The sequence below is a fragment of the Devosia sp. ZW T5_3 genome (assembly GCF_044987315.1).
Lineage (GTDB): Bacteria > Pseudomonadota > Alphaproteobacteria > Rhizobiales > Devosiaceae > Devosia.
Genome location: NZ_JBJDRE010000001.1, coordinates 266,718 through 291,225, shown reverse-complemented (window position 1 = coordinate 291,225; position 24,508 = coordinate 266,718). Strand labels below are relative to the sequence as shown.

Here is a 24,508-nt window from a genome sequence, read left to right as displayed (position 1 = left end):
AACCCATGGCCGAAACCCACGTCACCGCCCCGGCTGCGCCGACCCGCAGCACCTTCTTGCTCAGCGACTTCCTGCGCGAATATGGCATTCTCATCATCATCGCGCTGCTGATGATCGGCCTGACCCTGCTCAGCCCGTCTTTTCTCTCGCCGCGCAACCTGCTCAACATTCTCAATCAGAGTGCGCCGCTGGCCCTGATCGCAGCCGCGCTGACCCTGGTGATCATCAGCGGCGGCTTCGATCTGTCGACTGGCGCCATATTCGGGGTGGCAAGCGTCTCGGCCGCCTGGCTTGCGGTCAATGTCGATCCTACCCTTGGCATGATCGCCGGGCCGCTGCTCGGCCTGCTGCTCGGGGTGATCAATGGCCTCATCATCACCGGCTTCAACGTCCATTCGTTCCTCGCCACCCTGGCCTCGAGCATGGTCTATCGCGGCATCGCCGTCCTGATCACCGGCGGTGCACTGATCCCGGTGCGCATGGAGGAATTCGCGTGGCTGGGCCGTGGCCGCGTCGGCATGGTCAACGTCGCGGTGCTCATCTTGCTGGTCTTCACCGTGGCCATGATGGTCCTGCTCAACCGCACCACGTTCGGTCGCCGCGTCATCGCCGTGGGCGGCAATGAAGAAGCCGCGATTCTGTCGGGCGTGCGGACCAAATTGGTGCGGATTGCCTGCTTTGGCCTCACCGGCTTTGCCGCGGGCCTAGCCGGCATCATCGCGGTATCGCGCATTTCCATGGGCCAGCCCCAGGCCGGTGTCGGCCTCGAACTCGAGGCCATCGCCGCCGTCATTTTGGGCGGCACCAGCATCTATGGCGGCGCCGGCGCGGTCTGGCGGTCCATTGCCGGCGTGCTGCTGTTGGCCCTGATCGGCAACGGCTTCAACATCCTCAACGTCAATCCGTTCTTCAAAGACCTGACCACTGGCGTCATTATCGTGGTTGCGGTTGCCCTGAGCGCAGGTAAAAAGCGTAGATAGGCACGCCATACCGGGGGACAGTATGAAGGCGAAGGACGAGGAAAACGGCAGTGTAAAGGGCCGGGTGCGGGGCCAAGGCGCCCGCACCGTCTATGACACGTTGCGCACGGCCATTCTCGATCTCAGCCTCGATCCGGGCAGCCCGCTCGACGAAGCGACGCTGTCCGAGCGGTTCGACATGTCCCGCACCCCGATCCGCGAAGCCCTGGTGCGGCTGGTGGCCGAAGGGCTGGTCAAGACTCTGCCCAATCGCAATACGGTAGTGGCCACTATCGATTTCGAGCAATTGCCGGTCTATTTTGAGGCGCTGACGCTGATGTATCGCGTCACCACGCGTTCGGCGGCGGTGCACCGGCGCGACGAGCATATGCACGATATCCGCCAGCATGCGGCCAGCTATGCAGAGACGGTCCGGCAACATGACGCCCCGGGAATGATCCAGACCAACCGCGATTTCCATATGGCCATCGCCACGGCCGGTGGGAATTCATATTTCACCGCCCTATTCGGGCGCCTGCTCGACGAAGGCCGCCGCATCCTGCGGCTCTACTACCGCTCCTTCGACGACAACTTGCCCCGCCGCTATGTCGATGAGCATGAACAGATGATCCTCGCCATTGAATCCCGCGATGCCGAGCGGGCCGACACCCTGGCCGCTGAGCATGCGGCTCAGATCGTCAAGCAGATCCAGAGCTATATCGCCCGGGCGACGGTCACGGGCATCTCCCTCGGAACGGAACGGATTTGATGGCCAGGATAGCAGTCGTCGGCGCGGGTCATGCGGTCCCGAGATCAATGGTCTGCCCACTGCCTCGAGCAACGCGGCGCTGATCGCCCTGCCCCGGCATTCTGACCGCGGTGCCCAAATGGCTGCTTGATCCGATCGGACCGCTGCCCGTGCGCTGGACCGACGTGTCGGCGCTGCTGCCCTAGCTGCTCGCCTTCCTCGCCTCGGCAATCCCAACCCGGTCGCCTGCAACCAAGGCCGGCTTGCGAGGGAACGCTCGCCCTGTCCGGAGCGGTCGTGCATCCGCCGCCAAATTGCTTGTCGACAATTTGGATATTGGATATGATGATGACTGACAGAACCACCCGCCAGGGTGGAGGGAACGACGCAAACCGGATTATTGCATGACCAAGCGCGACACGATCACCCGGATCGCCACTGACGTGGGCGGTACGTTTACCGACCTCGTCTATTTCGAGACGGACCGGGCCACGGGCCGCCAGACCGTGCGGACCGAAAAGTCCGATACGACGCCGCCCAATTTCGAACAGGGCGTGCTCAACGTCATCAAGAAGGCCGGGCTCAGCGTCGCCGAAGCCGACTTTTTCGCCCATGGCACGACAGTGGTGATCAATGCACTAACCGAACGCAAGGGCGCCAAGGTGGGGCTGATCACCACTGAAGGTTTCCGCGACATCCTCGAGATAGCGCGCGGCAACCGCCCCGATTTCTTCAATCTTTCCTACGAAAAGCCGACGCCATTCGTCGAGCGCTACCTGCGCCAGGTCGTGCCCGGCCGCATGAACTACAGCGGCGAAGAAGTCGCTCCGCTCGACCTGAGCGGCCTGCCCGCCATTCTGGACGCCTTCAGGGCCGATGGCGTCCAGGCCGTGGCCATCTGTCTGATCCACGCCTATGCCAACCCGGCGCATGAAAAGGCCGTGCAGGCCGAGATCGCACGCCTGTGGCCCGAGGTCGCGACCGTCGCCTCGCACCAGATCACGCGCGAATGGCGCGAATACGAACGCACCAGCACCACCGTGCTTTCTGCCTATGTGCAGCCGACCGCCCAGCGCTACCTCGAACGCCTCGAAGCCGGCCTGCAGCAGGAAGGCTACGAGGGTCGCCTCTACATCATGCAGTCCAATTGCGGCGTCGACTCACTGGCCTCGACCAAGGCTATTCCGATCACCATGGTGGAATCGGGTCCCGCTTCCGGGTTCTGGGGAGCGGCGGAGCTGGGGCGCATCATCGGCGAGCCCAATGTGTTGGCGCTCGATATCGGCGGCACGACCGCCAAATGCTCGCTGATCCAGAACGGCCAGGTCACCATCAAGACCGACTACTGGATCGAGCGCGACCGCAGAAGCGCCGGCTATCCCATCATGGTGCCGGTCGTGGACCTGGTGGAAATCGGCAATGGCGGTGGTTCGATCGCCTGGGTCGACGATTTCAGCAAGCTGCATGTCGGCCCGCAATCGGCCGGCGCCATGCCCGGCCCGGCCGCCTATGGCCGCGGCGGCACCAATGCCACCACGACCGATGCCAATCTGGTGCTCGGTCGGATCAACCGCGACTATTTCTGCGGTGGCTCGGTCATCGCCGACATGGCGTCGGTAGACAGAGCCCTGGGCGCCCTGGCAGACAAGCTGGGCGTCAGCCAACAGGAAGCGGCGCGCGGCATCGTGCGCATCGCCAATGCGAACATGGTCAATGCGCTCAAGCTCGTCTCGCTCAACCGCGGGCACGACCCGCGCGACTTCACGCTCGTCGTGTTCGGCGGCGGCGGCGCCATGCATGGCGTGGCGCTCGGTCAGGAGCTGGGCGTCAAGAAGGTTGTCGTACCGCGCGGCGCGCCGGTCTTCTCGGCCTGGGGCATGATGATGAGCGACCTGCGCCGCGACTATTTTGTCACCCGCCTGATGGACGGCACCGACCGTTCCGGCCTGCAGGCGTTGGTGAGCGAGATCGCCGGCCACGCCACTGAACAGTTCGGCAAGGAAGAGGTCGCGCCCGACGCGGTCAAGATCCAGCCTCTCGTCAAGATGCGCTACCGCAATCAGGAACATTCGGTCGAGGTCCCATTGCGGGCCGACCTGCTCGACGGCGCCAGCATGGCGATCCTGATCGAGGATTTCCACGCCATCTATGAGCGCGAATACACCTATCGCCTCGATGTCGCCGTCGAGATCGTGGGCATCCACGTCATCGCCTCGGCCGAGGTCGGCAAGCTCGAAATGGTGGCCCAGCAGCGCACCGGCGCCAGGCTCGAAGACGCCATCAAGGGCAGCCGCGAGGTGGATTACGCCACCGAGGGCGTCTGCGAAGCGACAATCTACAATGCCGAACTGTTGGAACCCGGCATGAGCTTTACCGGCCCCGCCATCATCGAAGACCCCGGCACCACCATCGTCATCCATCCCGGTAACCGGGTCGAGATCGACGATTTCGGCAACACCCAAATCCATCTGCGGAGCTGATCGATGAGTACGATCTCCCACGATCCCGTCACCTTCGACATCATCCAGAATGGCCTTGAAGCCGTCGCCGACGAGATGTTCGCGGCTCAGCGCAAGACCTCGATGAGCGCCATCATCTATGAAGTGCTCGATTTGGGCACCGGCATCTGCGACGCCCAGGGCGAGATCGCCGCCTCCGGCGCCGGCATCCCTGCCTTTGTCGGCGTGCTCGACAAGGCCGTTAAACGCATGATCGAGAAGCACCCGGTCGAAACGATCAAGCCCGGCGACCTGTTCGCCTCCAACGATCCCTATTGGGGCGGCGTGACCCACCTCAACGACATGATTCTGGCCATGCCGGTATTTGCCGATGGCAAGATCGTCGCCTGGACTGCCAATATTGCTCACTGGAACGATGTTGGCGGCAATGTTCCCGGCTCGATGTCATCGGAAGCCACCGAAATCTACCAGGAGGGCATCCGTATCCCGGCGGTCAAGCTGATCGATGCCGGCGTCCCCAACCAGGCCGTGTTCGACATTCTCTATGTCAATACCCGCCTGCCCGACTTCCTGCGGGGCGACCTGTGGGCCGGCATTGCTGGCGTGCGGATCGGGGAAAAGCGTATTCTCGAGATGATCGAGAAATACGGCTCAGAAACCTTTACCGCCGCCATCGCCGATTTCATGGATCTGGGGGAGCGCCGCGCCCGCGCGGCCCTCGCCACCATCAAAAAGGGCGTCTATCCGTTCGAGGAAGAACAGGACAATGGCGACATCCATAAGATCGTCGTCGAAATCACCGATGATGCCTTCATCATCGATCTGCGCGACAATCCCGACCAAAAGGGATCGAGCAATTCGAGCCGCGAAGGCATCGAGATTTCCGCCCAGCTCGCCTTCAAGGCCTTTACCGATACCCAAGCGCCCGGCAATGGCGGCTTCTTCCGTCCGCTGCAACTGCTGACCCGGCCGGGTTCGGTATTCCATGTCGTCGAGCCTGGCGCGCTCGGCTATTACTCGGAAGTCGAGATCCGCGTCTTCGACCTAATCCTGCGCTGCCTTGCCCACCACTTCCCTGGCGTGCTGCCGGCCGGCAACTTCGCCTCGATCTGCGGTACGGTTATCGGCGGTAAGCATCCCGATACCGGCCGTCACTATACCATCGTCGAGCCGCAGCTCGGCGGCTGGGGGGCTCAGCAGGGTCGCGACGGTAACAGCGCGATCTTCTCGGGCTTCCACGGCGACACGTTCAACTGCCCCGCCGAGGTTGCCGAGGCGCGCTACGGCCTGACCGTGGACGAGCTGGCCCTCAACACCGACAAGGGCGGCGACGGCACCTGGCGTGGCGGCAAGGGTATTTCCGTGCGCTATCGCGTGCGGGCCGACGATAACTTCCTCAGCGTCGGCTATACCCGCTCGCGCATTCCGCCCTGGGGCCAGAATGGCGGCAATGACGGCTCGCCGAACTATGTCGAAGTGCTGCGTCCCGGCATGGAGGTGGAACGCTATGCCTTTGCCACTAATGTGCCGCTCTCGAAGAACGACGTGGTACATGTGGTGACGGGGGTGGGTGGCGGCTTCGGCCGGCCCGCCGATCGCAGCGAGGCCGCAGTGCGCCGCGATTTCAAGAACGGCTATATTGATGCCGAGACGGCCGCGCGGGTCTATAACGTCACGATCTGATCTCCTGGCGGGGCGTTTATTCGCCCCGCTTTCCGTTCTGTACTGGGAAGGATCCGGCCATGCGGTGGTCGAAAACTGTCACGCTAGTCGAAGCGCATGCCGAAGGCGAAGTGGGCCGCATCGTCACGGGCGGCGTCATCGACGTTCCCGGTACAACCATCGCCGACAAACTGCGCCATCTCAATCAGGTGGATGACAGCCTGCGCCGCTTCCTGGTGTTCGAGCCGCGCGCCTCGGCCCAGATGAGCACGTGCCTCATCTTCCCGCCGACCCGGCCCGATGCCGATATCGGCTTCATTATCCTGCAGGGCGACAAGGCGCATGCCATGTCGGGGTCCAATTCGATCTGCCTCGTCACCACCGTGCTTGAAACGGGCATGCTGCCGATGACCGAGCCCGAAACAGTGGTGCGCATCGACACGGCGTCCGGCCTGGTCACGGCCCGCGCCACCTGCAAGGACGGCAAGGTCGAACGCGTTACGCTGACCATGAACCCGTCCTATGCGCACGCACTCGACGCCGTCGTCGACGTGGCTGGATTTGGCAAGATCAAGGTCGACATTGCTTATGGCGGCATCTTCTACGCGCTGATCGATCCGGCCCAGTTCGGCCTCGAAATCCGCCCGGACCAGGCCCGCAAGCTGGTGGAGGCCGGCAGTGCCGTGCACCGCGCCGTCAATGCCCAGCTCGACATCGCGCATCCCGAGCTGGCCGGCATGAAGGGCATTTCCTACACCATGTTCGTCAGCCACAACGCGGCAGGCGAACTCAAGGGCGCCACCATCATGCCGCCCGGCCGCATCGACCGCTCGCCCTGCGGCACCGGTAACTCGGCGCGTCTCGCCGTTGCGGCGGCGCGCGGCCTCGCCAAGCCGGGCGATCGCTTCACGGCGCGCTCGATCATAGATTCCACGTTCGAGGTCCACTATGCCGGCGAGACCACCGTCGCCGGCCGCCCCGCCGTGCAGCCGATCATTTCGGGTCGGGGATGGATCCACGGCATCCACCAGATCGGCGTAGATCCGACAGACCCCTATCCGCAGGGCTTTTCGGTATCCGACACCTGGGGCGATGCGTTCGACCTAATGAACTAGAGGGTATTTTCCGCGGAATCTTGTCTCCTGGCGCTGTCCAAGCCTCTAAGTGTCAGTGCCGGGCTGGCCCCGCTCTGGGACAAGGCGGCATAATCAGCTTTATCCGGCAAACATGCGCAGTCCGCCGATGGGTTTACCCCCGCTCCGGACGCGGTCGCGACCATCACGTTTGGCCTGATACAGCGCTGCGTCTGCCCGGCCAATCATGTGCTCAAGGGTCTCGCCCGCCTGGCGTTCGACGACGCCGAAACTGGCGGTGACCTTGAGGCCCGACGCCCAGTCCGCCGGGCCCGCAGTCCGCACGGCCTCGGCGTAAAGCACGCCGGCTTGGAGATTAGTCAGGGGCAGGAGCACGGCAAATTCCTCGCCGCCGCGCCGGCCAGCAATGAGTCCGGCGTGTCCCACGCTCGTCAGCCGCCGCGCGAATGACACGATGACTCGATCCCCAGTATCATGGCCATGGCGGTCATTGACTTTTTTGAAGTGATCAAGATCGGCCAGGACCAACACGAGCGGTCGCTTCAATGCCTCGCATTCGAGCATCAGCGCCGCCGCATGCAGGTCAAAGCCGCGACGGTTCAAGAGGCCGGAGAGCGGATCGGTCTGTGATTCAGCCTGCAATTCGCGAATGACGTCGAGGGCCACCGCCGTCAGCAGAGTCAGCGCGATCAGGAGCGAATAGGCAAACGTTGTCAGATAGGTCAGCAGCCAATAGGACGAGGTCATATCGGGCGTGGCGGTGCCGCCAGCTTCAAACCAGATGACGAGGAACGGTCGCGCTACAAAATAGACCGCGCCCAACCCGATAACCAGGAGGATCAGATTGTCTATGGCTGCGCGCCGCTTTGATCGGCGTAGCCGCATGGCAGCCAACGCCAACATGCCCGCAATCCCCCAGGCGACAATGGTCACGCGCGCAACAAAACTGGGCTGTACCCACAGGAACCAGCAAAAAGCCACCATTGCCGCGGCGCAGCACGCCAGAAGAGCCCGGGTGGGAACCGGCCGGCCGCCGCGAATAAGCAGCGCGGTGCACAGCAGAAACACCGCCACGAAAAGCAGCAGATTGGAGAAAAACCTCGCAAATGCATCCGGCAGGCCCAAAGTAGTGGCCTGGAACGTGAAGCCAGCTGCAAGCGCAAGGTAGCAAAATGCCAGCAATGCAACATGCAGGTTGCTCGGCCGAAACCACCATAGCGCAGCAAAGGCCCCAGCCAGCATCACCGCCAGCGTCGGTATCAGCACCGAAATGAACAGTGTCGTGCTCATGCCGGTTCCCTTGTTGGCACTGCTTTCAGTTGAGAACCTAGCCGCACAAACCGAAGCGTTGGTTAAAGTCGAAGTATACGTTGACAGACGCGGCAACGCGGCTTGGCCCGGAAAGGAAAAGCCCAGCGAACCGAAGCGCGCTAGCGGTCAGTCTGAAATCGCCACCCAATAGTGCGCCGGGCGCCCTTGAGCTCGATTAGAGCGATCAACGTAGGGTGTTGAACGAATCCCTGCCCAGGCGGTCGACGGTTCCTGCGCCGCGTAAATGGTCGGGATACCGACTGGATTCCAGCGGCCGCCGAAGCGGGTGCCCCTCAAACCGACAGCGGCAGATGTGACCACTGAGGAACGTAGGCCCGCTATAGAATGAACGGCATTGTGTCGACCAACTCAGGCATAAACGCCTGAGCGAACAGCCTCCAGATAGGCGAGAACCTGATCAGACTTGCCTTGTCCGACAAGATCGTAGGCGGTCTTGCCGGCCCAACCGGGGATCGGCTGGTGCTTGAACCAAATCACCGCCCGGTTTTCGCCGCCGGCCATTTCTGTGGCCATAGCCAGAATGCGTATGATCGGGCTCAGGGCCACGTCCACCTTTCGGGTCGCGGACTTCGCCGTGAGGGTGTTGCGGGCAATTCCGATGAGCTTAGCAAGTTCGGATTGGGTTACGCCGAGCTGTTCTGACAGCCGGCGGGCCGACAGGAAAGGCGAACCGCTCTCGCCAAAACGCGTGGCGCCGATTTCGAGACCCTGGAATCGCATCACTCATTCCGATCCACGTTTGAGCGCGTCGTGATCAATATGCGCGCACTTCAGCTCAATTCAATGGTCGGTAGTCACGTGATCCCAGTTCGTCATGGACTTGTGCAACACGCCGCTGACTTCGAACCGCTTCTCCGTCCAATCAAGCGTTGGCGGCTTTTTGCCTGTCGTCACCCGCTCGGTAGGGGGACTGGCGGCTTTTTCCTCATCGGCATGAGCACGCCGCCCAGACCTTCTGAGGGGATGCTTTGATCGCGCCTCGCCAGGGGGGCAGTGACAGCCATTAGGATGCGTCTGCCGACATTTGTTGGTGAAACCAACGGCGGACCAGGTGCATAGTGCGGCCGGAGCGGTCGTTGCGCCAGGCGAGAAACCAAGAGCCGTTGCGGGTGACCATGCCGAACGGCGCGATTAGCCGGCCGTGCTGGAGGGCGTCGGTAATGGCGGGACCGGGACCGATGGCGACGCCAAGGCCAGCTTCTGCGGCCTGCACGCTGAACGAGAGTGCGTCATACCATATGGTGTCGCGCGGTGGCAGAGTGCAGCCGGCCTCGCGGGCCCAGTTGGTCCACATATCCGGCGGCCAGCGGATGTCGAGCCGGGGCAGGCTCCAGACCAGTTCGGGCGTCAGTTCGCGGCCCTTGACCAGCATGGGACTGATAACCGGACCGAAGGTTTCCGGCGCCACGGCGCTGACCGTCATTCCCGGGATGTCGAGCAGGGGGCCAACGCCGACATAGATATCGATCGAGCGATCGGCGGGATTGATCTCTCGTGTCCAGGTGGTGAGGCGGACGGAAATGCCACCCAGTGCCTGTTCGAGGCTCTGCAGGCGTGGCACGAGCCAGCGCAGCATGAAGGTATCAGGGGCTGTGATCATGATGGTGGACTGGCTCGCGGCCGCGCGCAAGTGCTCGGCACCCCGTGTCATCGAAGCAAAGGCTTCTGTCACGGTGGCAGCAAAGGTCCGTGCCTCGGGCGTGAGGCGCATGGAGCGGTTGCCGCGCTCGAACAGCGAAATGCCGAATTCGTCCTCTAGATTCTTGATATGACGGCTGACGGCGCCGCTGGTGACGTGCAATTCGTCGGCAGCCTTGCTCACGCTGCCGAGGCGGGCAGCTACCTCGAAGGCGCGAACGGCATTGAGCAGATGAAGCATTCGACCCTTGAGTAAAAGTCAACCGAACAGCGGAATTGTATGCTGTTACAGAACTGTCGTCCATCCTAGGCTCACCCCGTAAGCTGTAGGGTTTAGCAGCGTTCCCGGGCAACGGTACACCGGAGTTAACGCTCTGCTGATGCGCAGTTTATTGGACCGAAACTGACTGTGAGCATATTGCGTGACCACCCTGCCCCACCGCATCATCATCGACTGCGACCCCGGCCATGACGACATGGCCGCCATCCTTTTGGCAGCATGGCACGACGACATCGTCATCGAGGCGATCACCTCGGTCTGCGGCAATGCTTCAGTGGAGAACACGACCAACAATGCGCTGCGCATCGTCGAGGCGTTCAAGCTCGATGTGCCGGTCTATCGCGGGGCGGAACTTCCGTTGCTCAACCGCTATGAATTTCCGGCCGAATTCCACGGCCCATCCGGGCTAGACAGCGCGGGCGTGGACCTGCCGCAGCCGACGATCAGGGCCGAGAGCAAGCATGCCGTGCAGGCAATCATCGACCTGGTGGACGCCAATCCGGGCGAGATCACTGTCGTGGTGGTGGGTCCGATGACCAACCTGGCGCTGGTGCTGGCGATGCGGCCAGATCTGGCAGGCACGATCAAGCAGATCGTCTTCATGGGCGGCTCGGCCACCGAGGGCAACATTACCCCGGCTGCGGAGTTCAACATCTGGGCCGATGCCCATGCGGCGCGCATGGTGTTTCGTTCGGGCGTTAAGCTGGTGATGTTCGGGCTGAACCTGACGCATCAGACGCTGCTGCGCCGCAGCGATATTGCGGCGGTCCGCGCGGCACAGCCGGGCGACAATGCCGTGCCTGACATCATGGATTTCTATTGCGGCACCTATTACCGCTTTGCCGGACAGGACAAGCCAGGCGCGCCGCTGCATGATCCGTGCGCCATTGCCTATTTGATCCAGCCCGACCTGTTCGAAATCCAGCAGCTGCCGGGCGACGTGATCGTCGGCGGCGACCAGAGCTACGGACAGACGCTGATCGACATTCGTCCTCAGGATCCCGCGCACGACGCGCGTAAAAAAAATGTCGGCGTGGCCATGAAGGCCGATGCCGAAGGCTTTGCTCAACTGATGACCCAGGCGTTGATCTGGGGTGCCGGCCGTCTTTCTGCCCAGTCGTAATCCCTTCAGCTCACGGGTGCCATTATGAAACTCATCAAGACTGCCATCGTCGCTTCGCTCATGGCCAGCATGCTGGCCGGCACGGCGCTCGCGCAGGACAAGACGCTCAACATGATCGTCATCGAGGGCGGGGACACGGTTGCGATGCAGGCGGTGGCTGATGCCTATACGGCGGCCAATCCGGGCATCACGATCAACCTGCAGCCCTATCCCTTCGCGCAGTTCTTCCAGGTGGCAGAGTTGCGGCTGCGGTCGGCCGATACCGGCATTGACCTCGTCTATGTCGATGCACCCCTGCTGGCCGCCTATGCGTCGCGCGGCTTCCTGTCTCCGATCGAGGGCGTGGATATCTCGACGCTAGTGACCAGCGCGCTGGATGCCGGCAAGTACGAGGGCACACAGTTCGCACTGCCGATCAACAATTCGGCGCAGGTGCTGTTCTATAACAAGAAGCTGTTCGAGGCGGCCGGCATCACTCCGCCGGAGGGACTGACAGCAGGCGAGACAGCCACTCAGGCCGATGTCGACACACTGGCCTCGACGAAGCGCTGGACCTGGGAACAGGTGGGCGATGCGGCACAGAAGCTGACGGTCAGCGATGGCGGGCGCATCACTACCTATGGCTTTACGGTCGAGCAGTTCGGCGAGCTGTATCAGTTGCAGCCCTTGGGTGAATCGCTGGGCACCGACGTGATCGGCGCGGATGGCTATACCGCCGCCGGCTATCTCGACAGCGCGGCATGGATCAAGGGCGCGACGTTCTGGGCCAATCTCTACAACGAGTGGAATGTCAGCCCTAAGAGCCTGGGTTATGGCGAAGCCGCGCAACTGTTCGGCAACGGCCAGCTTGCCATGATGGCGGGCGGCACCTGGAACCTGCCGGGGCTGACGGCGAGTGGCGTCGACTACGGCGTGGCGCCCTTCCCCTATTTCGAAGGTGGCAAAGTGCTGACCCCGACGGGGAGCTGGTATGTCGGTGTCAACGCAGCCTCGACTAACCAAGCCGAAGCGCTGGATTTCGCGCAGTTCCTAACCACCTCGGAAGAGGGGACCAAGGTCTGGTTTGACTCGCTGCAGCAGTTGCCGACCTATACGCCTTTGCTCGATACGATCAGCACGGACGCGGCGTTTGACGCCTTCCCACAGAACGTGTTCCGGATGGGGGTTTTTGATTCGCTCAATACCGCCAAGGCGCGTCCGATTACGGCAGCCTACGGCCAGTTGCAGGATGCGTTCAGGACCGCCTTTGTCGACATTGCCAACGGCGTTCCAGTGGCCGATGCCCTGGCCAGCGCCGTGCAGAAATTCGAGGCGGCAGCGGCGCGCGTTGCGCCCTGATTGAAACCGGCACCTGCGGTTCTCCCCACGGCGCCCTGACTGGAAACGGCATGACCAGATCCCGATCGCCATTGCTGCTGATTGCCCTGCTGCTGGCACCGGCCCTGATCGGTCTTGTCGTTTTCCGACTCTATCCCATCGCCCTTGCCGTTAACGACAGCTTTTTCAACGTGCTGCGCGGCCAGGCGGTTTTTGTCGGCCTCGACAACTATGTCTCGCTGCTAACCGATTCCGTATTCTGGAATTCGCTGAGGGTCACGCTGTGGTTCAACCTGCTGATCAACCCGATCCAGATCGCGCTCGCCCTCGGACTGGCGCTGCTCTACGTGCAGAATTTCAAGGGCGTGACGCTCTATCGCGTGCTGTTTCTAATTCCCATCGGGGTGTCGCTGCCGACGGCGGTGCTGATATGGCGTATCATGCTGAGCCAGGATGGGCTGGTGAACGGGATCATCGGCATTGCCGGCGTACCCGCCCAGCCGTGGCTGACCTCGGCGTCTTTCGCGCTCTATTCGGTGATCGCCATCGCGACGTGGAAGGGCATTTCCTACTGGATGATCTTCATTATTGGCGGGCTGCAAAATATCTCGCCGGAAATCTACGATGCGGCGCGGATCGATGGCGTAAAGCCTTGGCAGCGACTGCTGTTCATCACCATTCCACTGCTCAAGCCGACATTGCTTTTCGTGCTGGTAGCGGATGTATCGATCAATTTCCTGCTGTTCGCGCCGATTTTCATGCTGACGCAAGGCGGACCGGCGGATTCGACCAATGTGCTGATGTATGAGGCCTATAAGTCCGGCTTCGTGTTCGGCGACATGGGCCGGGCCATGGCGATCATCGTGGTGGTGGTGCTGATCCTGCTGGTGATTGTCGGGCTGCAGTTCAGGCTGCTAAACGGCCGCAAGGAGGCTGCGTGATGGCCAGTGCGTCGACGCAGATCAAGCGTGGGGCGGGGCTGGGTGCGCGGCACCTGGTCTATGCGCTGGTCGCCTTCATCTTCGTGCTGCCACTATGGTGGGCCGTGGTGTCGTCGCTGCGGCCCAATGGCGAGGTGTTCGCCGATATTTTTCCGATGACGCCCAAGGCGCTGATCCCCTCGCCGCTGACCTTCGAGGCCTATACCGGCGTGTTCGAGCGCGGTTTCGGCATGATCATTGCTAATACGATGTTCATTGCGCTGGTCACGATGGTGGGCGGGCTGATCGTCAATGGCGCGGCGGGGTTTGCCTTTGCCATGTTCGAGTTCAAGGGGAAGAAGCTGATCCTGTCGCTGATCATCATCAGCTTCATGCTGCCGTTCGAGGCGATCGCGCTACCGCTCTATACGGTGACGCAGCAACTGGGCTGGCTTGATAATGTGCTGGCGCTGATCATGCCCAGCGTGGCCAACGGGCTGGCGGTGTTCCTGTTCTATCAGTTCTTCAGCCAAGTGCCGCGTGACTATATGGAGGCGGCGCGCCTCGATGGCGTGAGCTGGACCAATATCCTGTTCCGCATCTATGTGCCGCTGTCGATGCCCACTTGCATCAGCGCTGCGCTGCTGCTGTTCATCTTCCAATGGGAAGCATTCCTGTGGCCCTTGCTGGCCATGCCCAGCCAGCAGTTCAAGGTAATCCAGGTCGGCATGGCAGCATTCCAGCAGCAGTACCAGACGATCTGGAACCAGCTTTTCGCGGTGTCGGTCATCACTGCTCTCATCCCAATCGCACTGCTGCTGCCGTTGCAGCGCTATTACGTCCAGGGGCTCGCGGGTGCGGGCATCAAGGGCTAGTTTCGGAGACGTCCATGTCTGGTCTATCGCTGCGCGGCATTCAGAAATCCTTCGGGCATACCGCCATCCTGCACGGCGTCGACCTTGACATCGCCGATGGCGAATTCGTGGTGTTTGTGGGGCCGTCGGGCTGCGGAAAGTCGACGCTGCTGCGCGTCATCGCCGGGCTGGAGACGGCCTCAGGCGGCACTCTCAGCATCGGGAGCAGAGATGTCACCGAGCTCGATCCATCGCTGCGGCGCGTGGCGATGGTGTTTCAGTCCTATGCGCTGTATCCGCATATGAGCGTGGCGGAGAACATCGGCTTTGGTCTCCGCATGAACGGCATGCCTAAGGCCGCGGTAAAGCGCAAGGTCGACAAGGCTGCGGCGATCCTGCACCTAGGGGACTTGCTGGAGCGCAAGCCCAAGCAGCTGTCGGGCGGCCAACGACAGCGCGTGGCGATCGGCCGGGCCATCGTGCGCAACCCTGAAGTCTTCCTGTTCGACGAGCCGCTGAGCAATCTCGACGCCGAATTGCGGGTGCAAATGCGGATCGAGATCGCGCGGCTGCATGAGCAGTTGGGCGCCACGATGATCTATGTGACGCATGACCAGGTCGAGGCGATGACGTTGGCCGACCGGATCGTGGTGCTGCGCGCCGGGCGGATTGAGCAGGTAGGGACGCCACTCGAACTTTATGATGATCCGGATAATCTGTTCGTCGCCGGCTTCATCGGCTCGCCGCGGATGAATTTCCTCCGGGTACTCGCCCACAGCGATGGCCGGCTGACACTGCCGGATTTCGGTGATGCTGCGGTGCCGCTTGCTCTGGCCTCGTCACCCAAGATTGGCGGCAAATTCCTGCTCGGAATTCGTCCTGATCGGTTTGATCCCGCCGGGGCGGTCACACTGTCCATCGACGTCGATCTCGTCGAGCATCTGGGGGGAAGCTCATTTGCCTACGCCCGTTCGGACACGGAGCATCCCCTGATCGTTGAATTCCGCGATCGCCTCCAGCTCAGTCCCGGCCGGCGTCTTGAGACCGGTTTTGACCTAGACCAGGCCTTGTTGTTCGACGCGGAGACGGGTACCAGGCTTCGATAGGCATCACTGCGGCTTTAAGTGCAGGATGGCCGAACGATAGGCCGCCAGTCGAACCTTGGATGCCCGCTACCGACCCCGTTGACGCTGATCGGTCGGTAACGACCGGATCCGCGGCGGCCGCTGGTTTGCTGGCAACCGGCGCTTTCTTCCAAAGGCCGGCTGGGTTAGCCGCGCCTGGGGTCGGCGAGAAAGTGAACGCTTCAACCCATCGTTCAGACTTCTGACGCGCGATCACTCTTCGGCACCACGAACGCTTGAGTGCTTTACCTCAGCCCGGGCGCATTATTCGCCTCAACAAGGATCAAGTTAACGCCTTCATCGGCGAGCATTTGCGCGTCCATATCGGTGAGATTGCTGTCGGTGATCAGGGTGCTGATGCGCGATAGTGGGATAACCGAATGGCGGGCGCGCACCGCGAACTTGCTGGCATCGACTAGTACGACCACTTCGTCGGCTCGCCGCGCCAGGTCGTCGACTAGCCGCGCCATCAATGGGTGGGATTCCATCAGGCCGTTGGGCCCAATCCCTTGCGCGCCCACGAAGAATTTGGAAGCGTAGAACTCGTTGTCGGGTGGGTTTGCCGTAAATAGTACGCCGGGTTCGCGGTGCAGTTCGCCACCGCCGACCACCAGATGGCAGACCCCGCTCTCCCATAGGGTTGCGGCGACTGGCATGGAATTGGTGAACACCGTAAGCGCCCGCGCCGCCAACTGGCGGGCGAAGACAAAGCAGGTTGTGCCCCCGTTGACGATGATGGTGTCGCCGTCGCGGCAAAGCTTTTCGGCCTCTATGGCGATGGCTTGCTTGACTGCGACATTGAGCACCCGATTTTCTTCGAAAGGCCTGGCATGGAGCCGCTGGGAAGCCGCGTTCTCCGGTAGCGCAATGCCGCCAAACACTTTCCGGATAGCCCCGCTCTGATGCAATTTGGCGATATCGCGTCGTATCGTCGCCGGGGAAACCGTGAGCAGATCGAGCAGATCGCGTACCGTGGCGAAGGGCCGATAAGCGAGCGCATCGCGAATAATGCGATGGCGCTCAGCCTCACTATGTTCAGTTGCCATGATTGCCAATCGTCATTTGTTTGCCAGAAATTGGCATGACGTAACGCCTGGATCAACAAAAAAGACGATCTATGATCATACGTTGACCATATACGCTGGTCCGTGCTTATATTTGCTCGCAGCATCGGTGAAACCGGGCGCGGGCCGCATGACGGCCACTTGAGAGGACAGCGGGCAATGCCCGGTGGAGGAGATTGATGCGAATTTGGTCTGGCTCGGCCAGCGGCGCTTTGACGCGGGTAGCGTCGTGCCCGATAACCGTCATGGCGATTGTGCCATGAGCGCACTCCTCACTCTGAGCAAGGTGTCGAAGTCCTTCGCTGGCATAACCGTGCTGAAGGATGTCGACTTCGACGTTCGTGCCGGTGAGGTCCACGCCCTGATGGGCGAGAATGGTGCGGGAAAATCCACGCTGATCAAGGTGATCGCCGGCGTCCACGCGCCCGACGCTGGCAGCATCAGTATCGGCGGAGAAGGGGCCAGTTCTCTCTCGCCGCGCGAGGCACGGCGACTAGGCATTGCCACGGTCTATCAGGAATTGCTGCTGTTTCCCGAGCTCACGGTGGCCGAAAACGTCTTTCTGGGCAATGTGCCTCGCACCAAATGGGGCGCCATTGACTGGACGGTAATGCGCCAGCGAGCCCGCGACCTGCTCGACGCCCTCGAAAGTCCCGATCTTGATATCGACGCCAAGGTCGGCACGCTCTCGGTGGCCAATCGACAGCGCGTGGAAATTGCCAAGGCGCTCAGCCAGGATGCCCGCGTGTTGATCATGGATGAGCCGACGGCGGCGCTTGCCGATGCGGATGTCAGGCGCCTGATGGCGGTGATCAAGCGGCTGCGTGAGCGAGGCGTCGGCATTATTTATGTCAGCCATAAGCTGCCCGAGATTTTCGAGCTGGCCGACCGCGTCACTGTGCTGCGTGACGGGGCCCTGATCGGTACCAAGGCTATAACCGAGGTTGATGAAACAGGCTTGGTTACCATGATGGTCGGGCGCGAAATCGGCCAGTTGTTCCCCAAGGTCACGCCGCAAATCGGAGAGGTCGTTCTCAAAGTTTCGGGCCTATCCTGCGGCGCACGGGTGCAGAATATTTCCTTCGCATTGCACCGCGGTGAAATTCTCGGTGTGGCCGGGTTGGTCGGCTCGGGCCGTACCGAAATGGCCCTCACTATTTTCGGCATCACCCCGGCAACCTCTGGCACGATCGAAATTGACGGGCGGGCTGTGTCGATCACCTCGCCGCGGCAGGCGCGAGATTTGGGCATTGCCTATGTGCCCGAGGATCGGGGACTCGAAGGGCTGGTGCGCCCTATGACCATCAGTCAGAACATTTCCATGGCATCGCTGCATCGGGTCAGCAACGGGATTTTCATCCGCGCCGAGCGGGAATTTGCGCGGGCCGCCGGGGCTATAACGCGGCTGGAGATAAAAGCGCGCGGGCCGCAACAAACGGTCGGTCAGCTCTCTGGCGGTAACCAGCAAAAGATCGTGCTGGGCAAGTGGCTGGAGACCGAGCCGCGAATCCTGATCATGGATGAGCCAACGCGCGGTATCGATGTAGGCGCCAAGGCGGAAATTCATGCGCTAATGGGGCGGCTCGCCGCCCAGGGCATGGCGATCCTGATGATATCGAGCGAATTGCCTGAGGTGCTAGGCATGAGCGACCGGGTCCTGGTGATCAATGGCGGGCGCTTAACCGCCACGCTGGATCGGGCTGATGCCAATCCTGAAAGCGTTGGCGCCGCGATGACGCGAGTCCGCGGGGAGGCTTCGTGATGGCTCAACCGCTCCCGAACTCCGGCGGCGCCCGGCGCAGTACTCTCGTCCGGTTTGTGTCCGGCTATGGTCAGGAGATCGTCATCTTCTGCGCCATTCTGATCCTTTTTGCTCTGGTGTCGGCCATTAATCCGCGCTTTCTTGGAGCCAATAATCTCACCACCATATTTTCTGGAAATGCCTATATCGCCGTGGCGGCCATTGGCATGTCGATGATCATCATCACCGGCCACATCGATGTTTCAGTGGGCGCCTTGATTGGCGTGCTGGCGACGATATCGGGCACTCTGGCGGTGGCAGGATATCCCGTCTGGGTTGCTTGGCTGGCGCCGGTGGTGGTTGGCATGGCCGTCAACGCCGTAGTCGGGATGTTGGTAGCCTATGGTCGTATCCCCTCCATCGTCGTCACCCTGGGCATGCTGTCGATTTTGCGTGGCGGGCTGGTCAGCGTCACCGGCGGCGCCTGGATCAACAATCTGCCGCCCGAATTCCTCCTCGCCCAGCAGCGCCTGCTCGGTATTCCGGCGCCTGTTGTTGCCATGATCGTCCTCACCGGGCTGGCGGCGCTGTGGATGCGCTATACCGCAACCGGCCGTTCGATCTACGCCATTGGCGGCAACGCCGAAGCGGCGCGCGCTGCCGGGATTAATATCGAGCGCCGGACGGTGCTGGTCTTCATGATCCACGGGGCCTTTGCGGGCCTGGCAACAATTTTGTTTGCCACCCAGCTCAAAATCATCCAGTCGACGGTCCCCCCCAATCTCGAGTTGACGGTGATTACTGCGGCGGTGATCGGCGGCGTTTCCATCCTCGGAGGAACTGGTACCGTTGTGGGGGCGACGCTGGCGGCTATTCTGTTCTCGGCCATTGGATCGGCGCTGATTTTTATCAATGTGTCGGCCTATTGGCTGCGCGCCGTCATTGGCCTTTTGATTCTTACCACCGTACTGATCGACATGGCCCGCCGCACCAATGAGACGCGGAGCGCCAAGGGATGAACTGGCGCAAGCTTATCCGGCACGAGATTCTGCTGGCCGTTTTAGTGGTCATCGCCCTGATCGTTCTGGGCAATCAGTCCGACAGATTTCTTACCCTCGACAACCTGCTCAATCAGGGGCGGCTGATGACGGAGGTCGGTCTGATCGCCATCATCATGACCTTCGTTATCGTCACCGGCGGGATCGACCTTTCGGTGGGCTCCATTCTTGGTCTTGTCGCCATTCTGCTTGGCGTGTTCTGGAAAGACCTAGGCCTGCCGCTACCCGTCGCCATGGCTCTGGGGTTGTTCGTCGGCACGCTTGCCGGCGCCGTCAATGGCCTGATCATCACCCGGTTCCGCGTGCCGCCACTGATTGCCACCCTGGCAACCCTGGCGCTTTACCGTGGCATTGCCGAAGGCATCAGCCAGGCGCGTTCGGTGCGCGGTTATCCGGACTGGTTCTTCGTGCTTGGTCAAGGCCAGGTGCTGGGCGTTCCCACTCAGCTGTGGCTATTGGGGCTCGTGGCGTTGCTGGCAAGTATCATCTTGGCCTACACGACCTGGGGACGGGTCGCTTACGCTATCGGCTCGAACGAGACGGCCGCCCGCTTTTCGGGGCTCAAGGTCGATCTGACCAAGCTGGCAATCTACTCGGCTTCCGGCTTTGCCGCGGCGCTGGCCGCAATCATTTTCGTGTCCCGGGTGTCGACCACCCGCTCGGACATGGGGACGGGGCTGGAGCTGGACGCGATCACGGCGGTGGTGCTGGGTGGCACCTCGATCTTTGGCGGGCGCGGCACGATTATCGGCACGCTGCTGGGCCTTGTGCTGATCCAGACCCTCAAGAACGGGCTGTCGCTGGCCGGCATCAAAAGCGACGGCACGATCGTGCTGATCGGCGCGGCACTGATCCTGACAATTCTTTTGACCAACATCTTTCAGCGGAACGGCAACCGATGAGAGCCCTAAGCGAGTATTTGCCGAACCAATAAGCCAAAGCGCAATGAGGAGAGACGACTATGTTCCGCATCGGTATGACAGTCCTGACCACCCTCGCATTGACTACGAGCCTCGTTCAGGCCCAATCGGCCTGGACCGGCGGCGACGACTTGCCCACCAATCCGCTGGCTTGCGACGCGACGGCGGCGACCCCGGCAGCCATGGAATACGATGGTGGCGTGCCCACCAATCCGCCCGATCGCAAGGGCAAGGAGATCACCGTCGTTGATGTGCCCAAGCTGATTGGCATCGGCTATTTCGACGCCACATCCAAGGGTATTGCCGAAGCAGCCGCCGAGATCGGCACCATGAAGGCTACGACGGACGGTCCCACCGAGGCCAATATCGATGACCAGATCACCCTGATCGACAATTACATCACCAGCGGTGTCGATGGTATATTGTTTGCTGCCAACGATCCGGTCGCTATTGCTCCGGTGCTGAAAAAGGCGCTCGCCGCCGGCATCAATGTAGTTGGCTACGATGCCAATTCGGAGCCCGATGCCCGCCAGTGGTTCGTCAACCAGGCCGAGTTCAATGGCATCGCTAAGTCGATGATCGATAGCCTGGCTGCTGAGACCGGCCCGGATGCCAGTTTTGCCATCGTCACCTCCACCTTCACCACGCCCAATCAGGCGCGCTGGATCGCCGAAATGGGCGCCTATGCCGCAAAGTGCCATCCGGGCTTGAAATGGCTGGAAACAGTGGAGGCCCAGGAAGACAATATCCTCTCGTTCAACCAGGCCAATACGCTGATCAACAAATATGGCGATGACCTCAAGGGCATTCTGGGCATGACCAGTGTGGCCACCCCCGCTGCCGCCGATGCAGTGACTCAGGCGGGCAAATGCGGTTCGGTGGCGGTGGTGGGCCTCGCCACTCCCAATGCCATGAAGCCTTATGTTGAGGCCGATTGCGTCAAGTCGGTCGTGCTGTGGAACCCGGTCGATCTGGGCTATGCGGCCGCCTATGTGATGCGCGCGGCCGCCGACGGCACCCTGCAGCCGGGCGCCACCAGCGTTGCGGCCGGCAAGCTGGGCGACCTTTCGGTAATCAATGGTAGCGAAATCCTGCTCGGGGCGCCGTTCGTTTTCACCAAGGACAATATCGGCGACTTCAATTTCTAGAGTTTGAGCGTCCAATTCCGGTGCGGCTGGGCTTGATCCGGCCGCGCCGAAACCAAGATATCGAGGGAGATCGGCATGAAAGGTTTTGGCGCGCATACCAGCATGTGGGCAATGGTGTGGACCCGCGAGGGCGCCGAAAATGCCGTCGCCGCAGCACTCCGGCACAGCCTCGATTTCATCGAAATCGCCATGCCCGATCCCAGCGCAATCGACGCCGCCCATACCCGTGCTCTGCTCGAAAAGCACCGTCTCGCGTCGGTCTGTTCTCTCGGCCTGCCCGAGCGCGCCTGGGCGTCGGTCCGGCCAGAGACGGCCATGGAATTTCTGGACGCTGCTATCGACAAGACTGCCGATATAGGCGCCCAGGCGCTGTCCGGCGTCATCTTCGGCGGCATCGGGGAGCGCACGGGCCTGCCGCCCACAGAGGCGGAATACGACAATATTACCCGCGTGTTGCAGCACGCCTCCCGGCGCGCGAAAGCTCGCGGCATCCTGCTCGGGATCGAACCGGTCAACCGCTACGAAAACCATCTGATCAATACCGGCTGGCAGGCGGTGCGGATGATAGAGCGCGTGGGTGCAGACAACATCTTTGTCCACCTCGACACCTATCACATGAATATCGAGGAAAAGGGCGCTGCCAATGGCATTCTGGCGGCGCGGGAACACCTGAAATACATCCATCTGTCCGAGAGCGATCGCGGCACGCCAGGCTATGGTACCTGCGATTGGGACGAGATTTTCGCTGCCCTGGCGGCCATCAGATTTGTCGGCGGGCTGGCCATGGAAAGCTTTATCAACATGCCGCCCGAATTCGCCTATGGCCTGGCGGTGTGGCGGCCGGTGGCCGAAAGCGAGGAGGAGGTCATGAGCAAGGGCTTGCCGTTCCTGCGCAACAAGGCCCAGCAATATGGCCTCATCTGAAGGAAGTCCCATGGCTTTTGCGGGCAAAACAGCCATCGTAACCGGTGCCGGCAAGGGCATCGGCCGCGCCATAACCCAGATGCTGGCCGCGCGTGGCGCCCGGGTCTTTGCCCTGTCGCGGAGTCAATCCGACCTCGACGCGTTGGCTCACCCCGCCATCGTGCCGGTATTGGTCGATCTTGCCGATACCGAGGCGACCCGCGCCGCAAGCCGGGCCGCGCTGCCCGCCGACTATCTGGTCAATTGCGCCGGGATCAACATCCTGGAGCCGTTCCTCGACACCAGCCCCGATAGTTTCGATCAGGTCCAGGCCATCAATGTGCGGGCACCCCTCGTCGTATCGCAGCTCTATGCCAGGAGCCGTATCGCGGCGGGGCTAGGCGGCGCCATCGTCAATATCTCGAGCATTTCCGCCTTCAATGGCTTTATCGATCACGCGTCCTATTGCGCCTCCAAGGGGGCGCTGGATGCTCTGACCCGGGTGATGGCGAACGAATTGGGGCCACACGGCATCCGCGTCAACACCGTCAATCCTGGCGTGACCCTGACCGCGCTTGCCGCCGAAGCCTGGAGTGATCCCGCCAAATCCGGGCCGATGCTGTCGCGCACCCCGCTTGGCCGCTTTGCCACCCCCGACAATGTGGCGGAGGCCGTGCTGTTCCTGCTCAGCGATGCGGCCGCCATGGTCAACGGGGTTAGCCTGCCGGTCGATGGCGGCTTCCAAGCTGTGTGATGCTCCAACGAATTAGGATAATGATATGGCGCCCGCCGGGAACTGACTTCATGCTTGGTATTGTCCGCCGAAACCGGCGGCAGCCTCAGAAGTACCCCGCAACCATAGAAACGCCTGGCGCAAGCCGGAGTCGAATATGCCATGGGGTTGCTGCAGCCCATCGGCGTTCGCATGGCGAACTAGCATTGGGCGTGCCGAACTGTCCAGCTCACCACCGCGAGTGAGTGCGTCGCATCTAGCCAAATTGATCGAACGCAGTGGAAACAAGCATTTACCCTGTAGGATGTCCCTCCGGCCGTCATGGACGAGCTCATGACCGGCCTCGCCCAGTTACCGCCGCGCTAGGCCGGTGTTCAATGCCTGTAACGTGGTGCCGTTCAACTATCTTTGGGCGCGCCAAGAGGTCGAAGCCGCTATCTAGGCCATCTACAATCCGCACTTTGCCGAAAACAGACCGCTCGGGGCGGTTGGCGGGCCCACTCTGCGGCTCGGCTCAGCCAAAAGCCACGGTACGATAAGGACTGTTCACGTCGCTCAGCAGCAGAGCATTGGTGCGCAGCAGATTTTCCTCGCGTGCCTCCGACGCGTTCCAGATTAGACCCCCGGCGATATACGCCGCGCTCACCTGGGGCCACGCCGTATAGGCCTTGCGAACCTGCGGCATCAAGGCGCCGGCAAAGTCCACGAATTCCACACGATCGATGAAACCCAGCTGCACCGCCCAGCGCGACAGGCTGGCCAGGCGCACGGCGTCCCACGCCACCAAATTCGGAATCTGCGCCGGCTGAACATGAAGCCGTAGACGGATGGCCTCGAGCCATCCCCGACTACCAATCAGCAATTGCGGCAGGTTTATCCCCAGCGCGCGAGCCTGCGATGCCAGGTTGCGATAGTCGAAATTGTTGCGCGCCTTGATCTGGAAAAAGGCGGGAAACCAGGCTTCCATGGCAGCCTTAAGCAGCGGATGCGTCGTCTGAACCGCTTCGTCCGTGGCGGTAATTGCCTCCCACACGGGCTGATAGGCAGACCGTTGCCCCTCTTCTGCCAGCCGATGGGCGACCTCTTCAAAACTGGCCCGATCATGCACGTTCCAGACCTGCGCCACGCCTTCGCGCAAAGCGTCGTTGCTCTTGCCAGTGGCCAGGCTGTTGACGAAGTCGCCGTTGAATGCGGACAGCGGCGCACTCAAGGTGACAAGCTTTTGTTCTTCTCGTGACAGCGCCGCGGCGCTGTCGAAATGAAGGGCGTCATTGTCCATCAAGGTATGGCCAAGCGCGTCCATAATGCCCATTGCGAATCCTCAAGGTAAAAGTCTGTCTCTGGATTGAAACTCAGCCGCTCGTGGCAAATTTGTGTTGGAACATAGAGGTTCAACCCATCGCATTTGCCACCCGCAAACCTTCTATCCCT

At 61.7% G+C, this 24,508-nt stretch carries 21 protein-coding genes and 1 pseudogene; 16 read left to right on the top strand and 6 right to left on the bottom strand.

Annotation, left to right across the window (positions count from 1 at the left end; all coding sequences use genetic code 11):
* Nucleotides 1-5 precede the first annotated feature (5 nt).
* From ACI3KW_RS01435 to ACI3KW_RS01415, 5 genes are all read left to right on the top strand, one after another.
* A complete protein-coding gene (locus tag ACI3KW_RS01435) occupies nucleotides 6-980 on the top strand; it encodes an ABC transporter permease (protein ID WP_262165739.1) in 975 nt (324 codons plus the stop codon).
* A gap of 22 nt (nucleotides 981-1,002) precedes the next feature.
* Nucleotides 1,003-1,728, top strand: coding sequence for a GntR family transcriptional regulator (locus ACI3KW_RS01430; RefSeq protein ID WP_404846607.1), 726 nt, complete (start codon nucleotides 1,003-1,005; stop codon nucleotides 1,726-1,728).
* A 383-nt stretch (nucleotides 1,729-2,111) separates the two neighbouring features.
* Nucleotides 2,112-4,187, top strand: a complete 2,076-nt coding sequence (locus ACI3KW_RS01425) for a hydantoinase/oxoprolinase family protein (RefSeq protein ID WP_404846606.1) — start codon at nucleotides 2,112-2,114, stop codon at nucleotides 4,185-4,187.
* 3 nt (nucleotides 4,188-4,190) lie between these two features.
* Entirely contained in the window at nucleotides 4,191-5,849 is a 1,659-nt protein-coding gene (locus tag ACI3KW_RS01420; RefSeq protein ID WP_262165734.1) for a hydantoinase B/oxoprolinase family protein, read from the top strand.
* Between the two features lie 59 nt (nucleotides 5,850-5,908).
* Nucleotides 5,909-6,943 (top strand): proline racemase family protein, encoded by a 1,035-nt coding sequence (locus tag ACI3KW_RS01415; RefSeq protein WP_404846605.1) that lies wholly within the window; start codon nucleotides 5,909-5,911, stop codon nucleotides 6,941-6,943.
* Nucleotides 6,944-7,042: 99 nt separating this feature from the next.
* Here ACI3KW_RS01415 and ACI3KW_RS01410 read toward each other — a convergent pair whose 3' ends face one another.
* The 4 genes and pseudogenes from ACI3KW_RS01410 to ACI3KW_RS01395 form a co-directional block, all read right to left on the bottom strand.
* Nucleotides 7,043-8,308: a diguanylate cyclase gene (locus ACI3KW_RS01410; protein WP_404846604.1), complete on the bottom strand. Its 1,266-nt coding sequence runs from the start codon at nucleotides 8,306-8,308 to the stop codon at nucleotides 7,043-7,045.
* 80 nt (nucleotides 8,309-8,388) lie between these two features.
* Nucleotides 8,389-8,544: pseudogene (locus tag ACI3KW_RS01405) on the bottom strand (RES domain-containing protein); the annotation flags it as partial.
* Between the two features lie 58 nt (nucleotides 8,545-8,602).
* The gene (locus tag ACI3KW_RS01400) at nucleotides 8,603-8,974 is read right to left on the bottom strand and encodes an antitoxin Xre-like helix-turn-helix domain-containing protein (protein WP_404846603.1); all 372 of its coding nucleotides are present in this window, start codon (nucleotides 8,972-8,974) and stop codon (nucleotides 8,603-8,605) included.
* A gap of 283 nt (nucleotides 8,975-9,257) precedes the next feature.
* The gene (locus ACI3KW_RS01395) at nucleotides 9,258-10,133 is read right to left on the bottom strand and encodes a LysR family transcriptional regulator (RefSeq protein ID WP_404846602.1); all 876 of its coding nucleotides are present in this window, start codon (nucleotides 10,131-10,133) and stop codon (nucleotides 9,258-9,260) included.
* A gap of 181 nt (nucleotides 10,134-10,314) precedes the next feature.
* Here ACI3KW_RS01395 and ACI3KW_RS01390 point away from each other — a divergent pair, with 181 nt between their 5' ends.
* The 5 genes from ACI3KW_RS01390 to ACI3KW_RS01370 are packed head-to-tail and all read left to right on the top strand — an operon-like array spanning nucleotide 10,315 to nucleotide 15,492.
* On the top strand, nucleotides 10,315-11,295 hold the full coding sequence (locus ACI3KW_RS01390; protein WP_404846601.1) for a nucleoside hydrolase: 981 nt from the start codon (nucleotides 10,315-10,317) through the stop codon (nucleotides 11,293-11,295).
* Between the two features lie 24 nt (nucleotides 11,296-11,319).
* Nucleotides 11,320-12,633, top strand: coding sequence for an ABC transporter substrate-binding protein (locus ACI3KW_RS01385; protein WP_404846600.1), 1,314 nt, complete (start codon nucleotides 11,320-11,322; stop codon nucleotides 12,631-12,633).
* 50 nt (nucleotides 12,634-12,683) lie between these two features.
* Nucleotides 12,684-13,553, top strand: a complete 870-nt coding sequence (locus ACI3KW_RS01380) for a carbohydrate ABC transporter permease (protein WP_404846599.1) — start codon at nucleotides 12,684-12,686, stop codon at nucleotides 13,551-13,553.
* Nucleotides 13,553-14,407, top strand: coding sequence for a carbohydrate ABC transporter permease (locus ACI3KW_RS01375; protein WP_404846598.1), 855 nt, complete (start codon nucleotides 13,553-13,555; stop codon nucleotides 14,405-14,407). Before ACI3KW_RS01380 ends, ACI3KW_RS01375 begins: the two co-directional genes overlap by 1 nt.
* A gap of 14 nt (nucleotides 14,408-14,421) precedes the next feature.
* Nucleotides 14,422-15,492, top strand: coding sequence for an ABC transporter ATP-binding protein (locus ACI3KW_RS01370; RefSeq protein ID WP_404846597.1), 1,071 nt, complete (start codon nucleotides 14,422-14,424; stop codon nucleotides 15,490-15,492).
* Nucleotides 15,493-15,755: 263 nt separating this feature from the next.
* Here the strand turns inward: ACI3KW_RS01370 and ACI3KW_RS01365 are convergent, their stop codons facing one another.
* Nucleotides 15,756-16,556, bottom strand: coding sequence for a DeoR/GlpR family DNA-binding transcription regulator (locus ACI3KW_RS01365; RefSeq protein WP_404846596.1), 801 nt, complete (start codon nucleotides 16,554-16,556; stop codon nucleotides 15,756-15,758).
* A 277-nt stretch (nucleotides 16,557-16,833) separates the two neighbouring features.
* Here ACI3KW_RS01365 and ACI3KW_RS01360 point away from each other — a divergent pair, with 277 nt between their 5' ends.
* The 6 genes from ACI3KW_RS01360 (at nucleotide 16,834) to ACI3KW_RS01335 (ending at nucleotide 23,098) form a co-directional block, all read left to right on the top strand.
* Nucleotides 16,834-18,336, top strand: coding sequence for a sugar ABC transporter ATP-binding protein (locus tag ACI3KW_RS01360; RefSeq protein ID WP_404846595.1), 1,503 nt, complete (start codon nucleotides 16,834-16,836; stop codon nucleotides 18,334-18,336).
* Nucleotides 18,336-19,334, top strand: a complete 999-nt coding sequence (locus ACI3KW_RS01355) for an ABC transporter permease (protein WP_404846594.1) — start codon at nucleotides 18,336-18,338, stop codon at nucleotides 19,332-19,334. Before ACI3KW_RS01360 ends, ACI3KW_RS01355 begins: the two co-directional genes overlap by 1 nt.
* A complete protein-coding gene (locus tag ACI3KW_RS01350; RefSeq protein ID WP_113122265.1) occupies nucleotides 19,331-20,275 on the top strand; it encodes an ABC transporter permease in 945 nt (314 codons plus the stop codon). Before ACI3KW_RS01355 ends, ACI3KW_RS01350 begins: the two co-directional genes overlap by 4 nt.
* A 74-nt stretch (nucleotides 20,276-20,349) precedes the next feature.
* On the top strand, nucleotides 20,350-21,441 hold the full coding sequence (locus tag ACI3KW_RS01345) for a substrate-binding domain-containing protein (protein WP_404846784.1): 1,092 nt from the start codon (nucleotides 20,350-20,352) through the stop codon (nucleotides 21,439-21,441).
* A gap of 75 nt (nucleotides 21,442-21,516) precedes the next feature.
* Nucleotides 21,517-22,365, top strand: coding sequence for a sugar phosphate isomerase/epimerase family protein (locus ACI3KW_RS01340; RefSeq protein ID WP_404846593.1), 849 nt, complete (start codon nucleotides 21,517-21,519; stop codon nucleotides 22,363-22,365).
* A gap of 10 nt (nucleotides 22,366-22,375) precedes the next feature.
* The gene (locus ACI3KW_RS01335) at nucleotides 22,376-23,098 is read left to right on the top strand and encodes an SDR family oxidoreductase (RefSeq protein ID WP_404846592.1); all 723 of its coding nucleotides are present in this window, start codon (nucleotides 22,376-22,378) and stop codon (nucleotides 23,096-23,098) included.
* A 493-nt stretch (nucleotides 23,099-23,591) separates the two neighbouring features.
* Here the strand turns inward: ACI3KW_RS01335 and ACI3KW_RS01330 are convergent, their stop codons facing one another.
* Nucleotides 23,592-24,389 carry a DUF1266 domain-containing protein gene (locus ACI3KW_RS01330; RefSeq protein WP_404846591.1) on the bottom strand — a complete coding sequence of 266 codons (798 nt, stop codon included), beginning with the start codon at nucleotides 24,387-24,389 and terminating at the stop codon, nucleotides 23,592-23,594.
* Nucleotides 24,390-24,508: the final 119 nt, after the last annotated feature.